A 7,773-nucleotide genomic window follows, 5' to 3' on the forward strand; every position below is an offset into this window, starting at 1 on the left:
AAAACGGAATAGTAATGATAGGATATATAAAAATTATAACATAAGTTCAATAGGTGGATGTGCAGAATTGCATAGCCAGGATAACGAATGGGCAAGAAACTGCGAAGGTTCTTGCCCATTTTTGTTATAATAATTCTATTGAGGCCGCTGGAAACGCCTAAAAATAGTTTATAATAAACTTGGGGACCGTTTATAATAAACTCTCTCGTTATTTATTAAAAACGATGAAGGAGTTTATTCGATTCCGGGGGTGTAGTGTAAGAAAGGGAGAAAACTTTTTTTGAGTAAAGTTCTCTTCCTTTCTTTATGTGGTAAAAATATGATATATTAATAGGACTGTTTTGATAGTGGTGATTTGTTTACAAACGAGCGCTTCTATCTGTAAGAATCTCTTTTTCGTTAGACTTTTGGATAATATGTTTCTTTCATTTGGTATTATTATATACGTATTAATGTGAGTATATTTTGGGAGGATTGTTTGATCGTTTATAATACAAAGAATATGGATAAAATGTGAGTGTATACTGGTTATAGTTGAAGTCCTGTCGGGATAATCTTTTTAGAGTGTTAGCTGAAAAAGCCTTTAAATAAACGTTAAACTAGCCTGGATACCGACTAAAAAGTATTTTTTCCAACCTATATCCTTTATTTTCTCCTCGAATTAATTGCAAATTAATTACTAAATTAACTAGCGGGACTTACATTTGTGCCAGTTATCATAAAATTCTAATAAATGAAAAAGTTGCTGGTACTATTAACAATGCTTCTTACATCCTTCTTTGCTGAAACGCAAAAAAGGAGAGACTATTGGAATAACAAGCTAAAGTTTATCTCATTCCGACTACCTCCTCCGGTAGGATATATTCCGAAGATTGGTCAATCCTGTTGTAACTAACCGAATAAATAAATTAAATATATATATGAAATATCTTATCAGCTTTTTATTCTTAGCTCTTGCTTTTTCAATGAAAAGTGAGGCTAAAGTGACATTACCTTCCATACTCGGAGATAATATGGTATTACAGCAGCAAGCAGAAGTCAAACTATGGGGAAAAGCCCGTCCCAATGCTACTGTAACGGTGAAGACTTCGTGGAACGGGCAGACATATAAATCCTCATCGGATGGCAAGGGAGGCTGGTCGTTAACAGTATCTACCCCTGTTGCGGGAGGCTCTTACAAGATCATCTTCAATGACGGCGAATTACTGACGTTGCAGAATGTACTGATCGGTGAAGTCTGGTTCTGTTCGGGACAATCGAATATGGAGATGCCGATGGGCGGTTTCGACCGGCAACCGGTCAGAGGGACGAACGACATTATTGCCAAAGCCAAACCATCCACGCCTATCCGAATGTATACTACAGATTCAAAGGATGGGAGATGGGTACGCCAGTTTAGTAAAACGCCTGTGGAGGACTGCCAGGGCGAATGGCTGGAAAATACGCCGGTAAACGTTTCCCATATCAGCGCCGTGTCTTATTATTTTGCACGTTATATACAGGAAGTGCTGGAAGTTCCGGTCGGCATCGTCGTTTCTACGTGGGGAGGATCAAAAATAGAGGCATGGATGAGCAGAGAATCCATAAAGCCTTTTAGTAGCATTGATCTTTCCATCCTCGATAACGATGCTGAAGTGAAGAATCCTACCGCCACTCCGTGTGTACTCTACAATGGCAAGATAGCTCCTTTGACTAATTTTGCAGTGAGAGGCTTCTTGTGGTATCAGGGCGAAAGCAACCGTGACAATGCTGATCTTTACCAGAGCCTTATGCCTGCCTTTGTGGCTGACTTGCGTGCGAAATGGGGCAGGGGCGAACTTCCTTTCTACTTTGTGCAGATAGCGCCTTTCGATTACGAAGGAGCCGACGGTACATCGGCTGCCCGCCTGCGTGAGGTCCAGTTGCAGAATATGAAGGATATACCAAATAGCGGCATGGTTACGACGATGGATGTCGGCCACCCTGTTTTCATCCATCCCGTAGACAAGGAGACGGTAGGGAACCGACTGGCGTATTGGGCATTGGCGCAGACCTACGGCATGAAAGGATTCGGATACGCTCCTCCTGTTTATAAATCGATGGAGATACAGGAGAATAAAATCTATATAAACTTCGACAATGCCCAACGCGGCCTAAGCCCGATGTGGACATCTCTTAAAGGATTTGAGATTGCGGGGGAGGATAAAGTATTCTATCCGGCTTTTGCCGAAATAGAAACTACGACTGCCCGACTGGCGGTTTCGAGTGACAAAGTCCCTCATCTCGTTGCCGTGCGGTATGCGTATAAGAATTATGTGGAAGCAAGTATTTTCAGTATTCATGGCATCCCCGCGGCACCTTTCCGGACGGATAACTGGTAAAAGCAGATGATTACCTGAATAGATACGGCTATTTTATCAGACATCCGGATATTCGCTTTCTTGTTATATCCGGATGTATAACCGGTTCTCTTTCGGCGAAATTTTGTTGAAAATATATCTATCAAAGTCAGTGGGTATATCCATGAATCCCTGTATCTTTGCATTCTCATTAAAACCATAATTATGGAACTAAAGCATGGGTACTATCATCTGATTGCCATACTAACAGTAGCTATCTGGGGACTGACATTCATTTCGACTAAAGTATTGATAAACCACGGGCTGACACCTCAGGAAATCTTCTTTTACCGTTTTCTGATTGCATACCTTGGCATCTGGGTAATTTCTCCCAAACGTCTGTTCACCAATAACTGGCAAGATGAACTGTGGCTGGTAGCAGGCGGTATATTCGGTGGCTCCCTTTATTTCTTTACAGAGAATACCGCTTTAGGCATCACCCAGGCGTCGAATGTATCGTTTATCATCTGCACGGCTCCCTTGCTGACTACTATCCTTTCCCTGCTTTTCTATAAAAGTGAAAAGGCATCGAAAGGACTGATATACGGTTCCCTGCTGGCATTGATGGGAGTAGGGCTGATTGTCTTTAATGGCAGTTTTGTGCTCAAAATATCTCCTATAGGCGATCTGCTGACCTTGCTTGCCGCATTATCATGGGCATTCTATAGTCTGATTATTAAAAAGATGGCCGGGCGTTATCCTACCATATTTATCACCCGCAAGATTTTCTTTTACGGAGTACTGACGATTCTGCCTGCCTTCCTCCTGCATCCCCTACAGCCCGATACCGCCGTACTTCTTCAGCCTGCCGTGCTGTTCAACCTACTGTTTCTGGCCGTATTGGCTTCGCTGATCTGCTATGTACTCTGGAATGTGGTGTTAAAACAGTTGGGAACGGTACGGGCATCCAATTATATTTATCTCAATCCTCTGGTCACGATGATTGCATCGTTCCTTATTCTGGATGAGAAGATTACGTTAGTCGCTTTAGGCGGCGCAGCTTGTATTGTCTGCGGGGTATATTGGGCTGAAAAGAAATAGAGTAGATAAGAAATAAAGTAGATTATGAGAAAAATGATGAATGAGCAGCTTCCTATATCGAAGTCGTCTCCTTTGAAAGCTCGTTTTTATGATTATCCTTATTTTACTTACCCGTGGCATTTCCATACGGAGTATGAGATTATCTATGTCAAGGAGGGCACGGGAATGCGTTTTGTAGGAAATAACGCGGAGAAATATGCCGATGGTGATATTCTTCTGTTGGGCTCCGACCTGCCTCATTATATGAAGAGCGATGAGGTGTATCAGCAAGAAGGCAGTACGCTTCGGACAACAGGGACTATCATTCAGTTTGAAAAGGACTTCATGCACCACGCTTTCAATTATTATCCCCATTTTATGAAGATAAAGAACCTGCTTGAAGAGGCGCAACGGGGAATTTACTTTCCCGCAGGATGCTCCCCGCGGCTGGTTGATTTGCTTGAATCGATTCCGGTGGAGACAGGAGTCGATCAGATCACTTCTTTCCTGCAACTTCTGAAAGAAATGGCAAACGTCGCTTCACGGTCTGTGCTATCGACTTCCGACTTCGAAAATGATATTATCTACGACGGGTCGAGAATAGACAAAATCATAGCTTACCTGAATAAGAACTATACACGGCAGATTGATCTGAATGAAATATCTTCTCTGGCAGCTATGAATCCTGCTGCATTCTGCCGCTTCTTTAAGAGCAAAACGGGGAAATCATTCAAGAATTACATATTGGAGATGCGGATAGGATATGCGTGTAAACTCCTGCTCATGGGCGATATGAATATCTCACAGGTCAGTGTAGAGTGCGGATTTGATACGATTTCTCATTTTAATAAGTCATTCAAGAAGCATACCGGATTCACTCCGTCTTACTATAAAAAGATGATGCTGGCTGAATAGAAATGAATGAAGGAAAGAGGCAAACGGGGCGTATGGACATAAAAAAAGGGTCAACGCCTTGACCCAACCTTTGTTAACCTTAAATCTAATACTATGAAAAACACATTGCAAAGATACGGACTCTTGGGAAATTAGCAAATTATCCAAGTAAAATAGTATGTTTTATAACACGTTTTAATAGTTTTCCTTTACTTGTTAAGAAATATACCCTTCTTTTTTAAAAGGATGCAACACTAATTGTGAAAATTGAAACGGGAAATTCCGTTGATTCTCTGACGAAAAACAGTTATCTTTGCAAGGTTAATTTCATTATTCACTCAACAAAAAAGAAAAGGAGCGAACCGTGAACGAGGAAGAAATCGTGCTTACCCCCATGATGAAACAGTTTCTGGATTTGAAAGCCAAACATCCGGATGCAGTGATGCTGTTTCGTTGCGGTGACTTTTATGAAACATATTCTACCGATGCCATTGTTGCATCCGAAATCTTAGGAATCACACTGACAAAACGCGCCAATGGAAAAGGAAAGACTATCGAGATGGCAGGATTTCCCCATCATGCGCTTGATACATATCTTCCGAAACTGATTCGTGCCGGAAAGCGTGTAGCTATCTGTGACCAGCTGGAAGACCCGAAACTGACGAAGAAACTGGTGAAAAGAGGTATTACCGAGTTGGTTACCCCCGGTGTATCTATCAATGATAACGTACTGAATTATAAGGAGAATAACTTCCTGGCTGCCGTCCATTTCGGAAAGGCTTCCTGTGGAGTTGCCTTTCTTGATATATCTACCGGTGAGTTCCTCACCGCCGAAGGTCCCTTTGACTATGTAGACAAATTGCTGAATAACTTCGGACCGAAAGAGATTCTTTTCGAACGGGGCAAACGCCTGATGTTTGAAGGTAACTTTGGCAGCAAGTTCTTCACATTCGAACTGGACGACTGGGTATTTACCGAATCCACTGCCCGTGAGAAACTACTGAAACATTTTGAGACAAAGAATCTGAAAGGATTCGGGGTAGAGCACCTGAAGAATGGTATCATTGCTTCCGGTGCTATCCTGCAATACCTGACGATGACACAGCATACGCAGATCGGTCACATTACTTCCCTTGCCCGTATCGAGGAGGATAAGTATGTGCGTCTGGATAAGTTTACAGTCCGCAGCCTGGAGCTGATCGGCAGCATGAATGATGGCGGCAGCAGTTTGCTGAATGTGATCGACCGTACCATCAGTCCGATGGGAGCCCGCCTGCTGAAACGCTGGATGGTTTTCCCGTTGAAAGATGAGAAGCCGATCAACGACCGACTGAATGTGGTGGAATACTTCTTCCGCCAGCCGGATTTTAAAGAGCTGATTGAGGAGCAGTTGCATCTGATAGGAGACTTGGAACGTATCATTTCTAAAGTAGCCGTAGGACGTGTGTCGCCACGTGAGGTGGTACAGTTGAAGGTTGCCTTGCAGGCTATTGAACCGATCAAGCAGGCTTGTCTTGAAGCGGATAACGCAAGTTTGAACCGGATAGGCGAACAGCTGAATCTTTGTATTTCTATTCGCGACCGGATTGCCAAAGAAATCAATAATGACCCTCCTTTATTGATCAACAAAGGGGGCGTGATTAAAGATGGTGTGAATGAGGAACTGGACGAATTACGCCGTATTTCATACTCCGGCAAAGACTATCTGTTGCAGATACAGCAGCGTGAAAGTGAGCAGACAGGTATTCCGAGTCTGAAGGTAGCTTACAATAATGTATTCGGTTATTATATTGAGGTCCGCAATATACATAAGGATAAAGTTCCGCAGGAATGGATTCGTAAGCAGACACTGGTCAATGCGGAGCGTTATATTACGCAGGAACTGAAGGTTTACGAAGAAAAGATTCTGGGAGCCGAAGATAAGATTCTCGTGTTGGAGACTCAGTTATATACTGATTTGGTGCAGGCATTGACGGAGTTTATTCCGCAGATACAGATTAATGCGAATCAGATTGCCCGTCTGGACTGTCTGTTGTCTTTCGCTAATGTGGCACGTGAGAATAATTATATCCGTCCGGTTATTGAGGACAATGATGTACTGGATATCCGTCAGGGACGTCACCCTGTGATTGAAAAGCAGCTTCCGATTGGTGAGAAGTATATTGCCAATGACGTGATGCTGGACAGCACTACGCAGCAGATTATCATTATCACCGGTCCCAACATGGCCGGTAAGTCTGCGCTCTTGCGTCAGACGGCACTGATTACGCTGTTGGCGCAGATCGGTTCGTTTGTTCCTGCGGAGAGTGCCCACATCGGTCTGGTAGATAAGATTTTCACCCGTGTAGGTGCCAGCGATAATATCTCGGTGGGCGAATCTACTTTTATGGTGGAAATGAATGAGGCTGCGGATATTCTGAATAATGTCTCTTCCAGAAGTCTGGTGTTATTTGATGAGTTGGGACGTGGTACGTCTACCTATGACGGTATTTCCATTGCCTGGGCAATTGTCGAGTATATCCACGAACATCCGAAAGCGAAAGCCCGCACACTGTTTGCTACGCACTACCATGAACTGAATGAGATGGAGAAATCCTTCAAACGCATCAAGAACTATAACGTGTCTGTGAAGGAAGTGGATAATAAAGTGATTTTCCTCCGTAAATTGGAGCGCGGGGGAAGCGAACACTCCTTCGGTATCCATGTAGCAAAGATGGCAGGTATGCCGAAGAGTATTGTGAAACGTGCAAATACTATATTGAAGCAACTGGAATCGGACAACCGCCAGCAAGGTATTTCCGGCAAACCATTGGCGGAAGTAAGTGAAAACAGAAGCGGTATGCAGCTCAGCTTCTTCCAGCTGGACGACCCGATACTTTGTCAGATTCGGGATGAGATACTGAATCTGGATGTGAATAACCTTACTCCGATTGAGGCGCTGAATAAACTGAACGATATAAAGAAGATAGTCAGAGGCAAATAAAAACTGATATAACTTATGCGGGGGCTGACTAATAAGCCGGTACTATTGAGGTTGTGTCAAAACGCTGGCACAACCTTTTTTTATGCACAAAGCCCAGACTTTCACAAGCCCGGGCTTTGTTATTACCCAAAGTTTTTGTATCTTTAGGCATAAAGTTTTTCGTTATGGCAAAGTTACATTTTCGTCCTTACATTCCCAACCAAACAGTTCTTTTTCCCGGAAGAATTGATGAAAACATAGCAGCGAACGATCCGGTTCGCATAGTTAATACTGTTGTTGATAATCTCAATCTTGACAATTTCAAGAAGCTTTATAAAGCAACCGGTCGTTGTCCTTATCATCCTAAAATGATGCTTAAGGTGATTATCTACGCCTACATGAACAATATCTATTCGTGCCGCAAAATAGAGAAGCTTCTCCTACGTGATATTCATTATATCTGGCTTTCCGGTAATGAACATCCGGATTTTATTACCATCAACCGTTTTCGAAACCGTG

At 43.0% G+C, this 7,773-nt stretch carries 5 protein-coding genes; all 5 read left to right on the forward strand.

Translation table 11 applies throughout. The features are described from left to right. Positions 1–920: 920 nt before the first annotated feature. On the forward strand, positions 921–2,360 hold the full coding sequence (locus HMPREF9007_RS12425) for a sialate O-acetylesterase (RefSeq protein WP_032850399.1): 1,440 nt from the start codon (positions 921–923) through the stop codon (positions 2,358–2,360). A gap of 183 nt (positions 2,361–2,543) precedes the next feature. Further along, complete coding sequence (locus HMPREF9007_RS12420; protein ID WP_008761683.1) at positions 2,544–3,419, forward strand: DMT family transporter; 876 nt, start codon at positions 2,544–2,546, stop codon at positions 3,417–3,419. A 24-nt stretch (positions 3,420–3,443) separates the two neighbouring features. Next, positions 3,444–4,313, forward strand: coding sequence for an AraC family transcriptional regulator (locus HMPREF9007_RS12415; RefSeq protein ID WP_008761684.1), 870 nt, complete (start codon positions 3,444–3,446; stop codon positions 4,311–4,313). 373 nt (positions 4,314–4,686) lie between these two features. Further along, positions 4,687–7,275 carry a DNA mismatch repair protein MutS gene (mutS, locus tag HMPREF9007_RS12410; RefSeq protein ID WP_032850453.1) on the forward strand — a complete coding sequence of 863 codons (2,589 nt, stop codon included), beginning with the start codon at positions 4,687–4,689 and terminating at the stop codon, positions 7,273–7,275. Between the two features lie 164 nt (positions 7,276–7,439). After that, on the forward strand, positions 7,440–7,773 hold a 334-nt coding region (locus HMPREF9007_RS12405; protein ID WP_008761686.1), incomplete at its 3' end, for an IS1182 family transposase.

Origin of the sequence: Bacteroides sp. 1_1_14 (assembly GCF_000162515.1) — a bacterium.
Lineage (GTDB): Bacteria > Bacteroidota > Bacteroidia > Bacteroidales > Bacteroidaceae > Bacteroides > Bacteroides thetaiotaomicron.

Excerpts from the sequence above, each read along its gene's own strand:
- HMPREF9007_RS12425 (WP_032850399.1), top strand. The coding sequence starts at position 921 with ATGAAATATCTTATCAGCTTTTTATTCTTAGCTCTTGCTTTTTCAATG.
- HMPREF9007_RS12420 (WP_008761683.1), top strand. The coding sequence starts at position 2,544 with ATGGAACTAAAGCATGGGTACTATCATCTGATTGCCATACTAACAGTA.
- HMPREF9007_RS12415 (WP_008761684.1), top strand. The coding sequence starts at position 3,444 with ATGAGAAAAATGATGAATGAGCAGCTTCCTATATCGAAGTCGTCTCCT.
- mutS (WP_032850453.1), top strand. The coding sequence starts at position 4,687 with ATGATGAAACAGTTTCTGGATTTGAAAGCCAAACATCCGGATGCAGTG.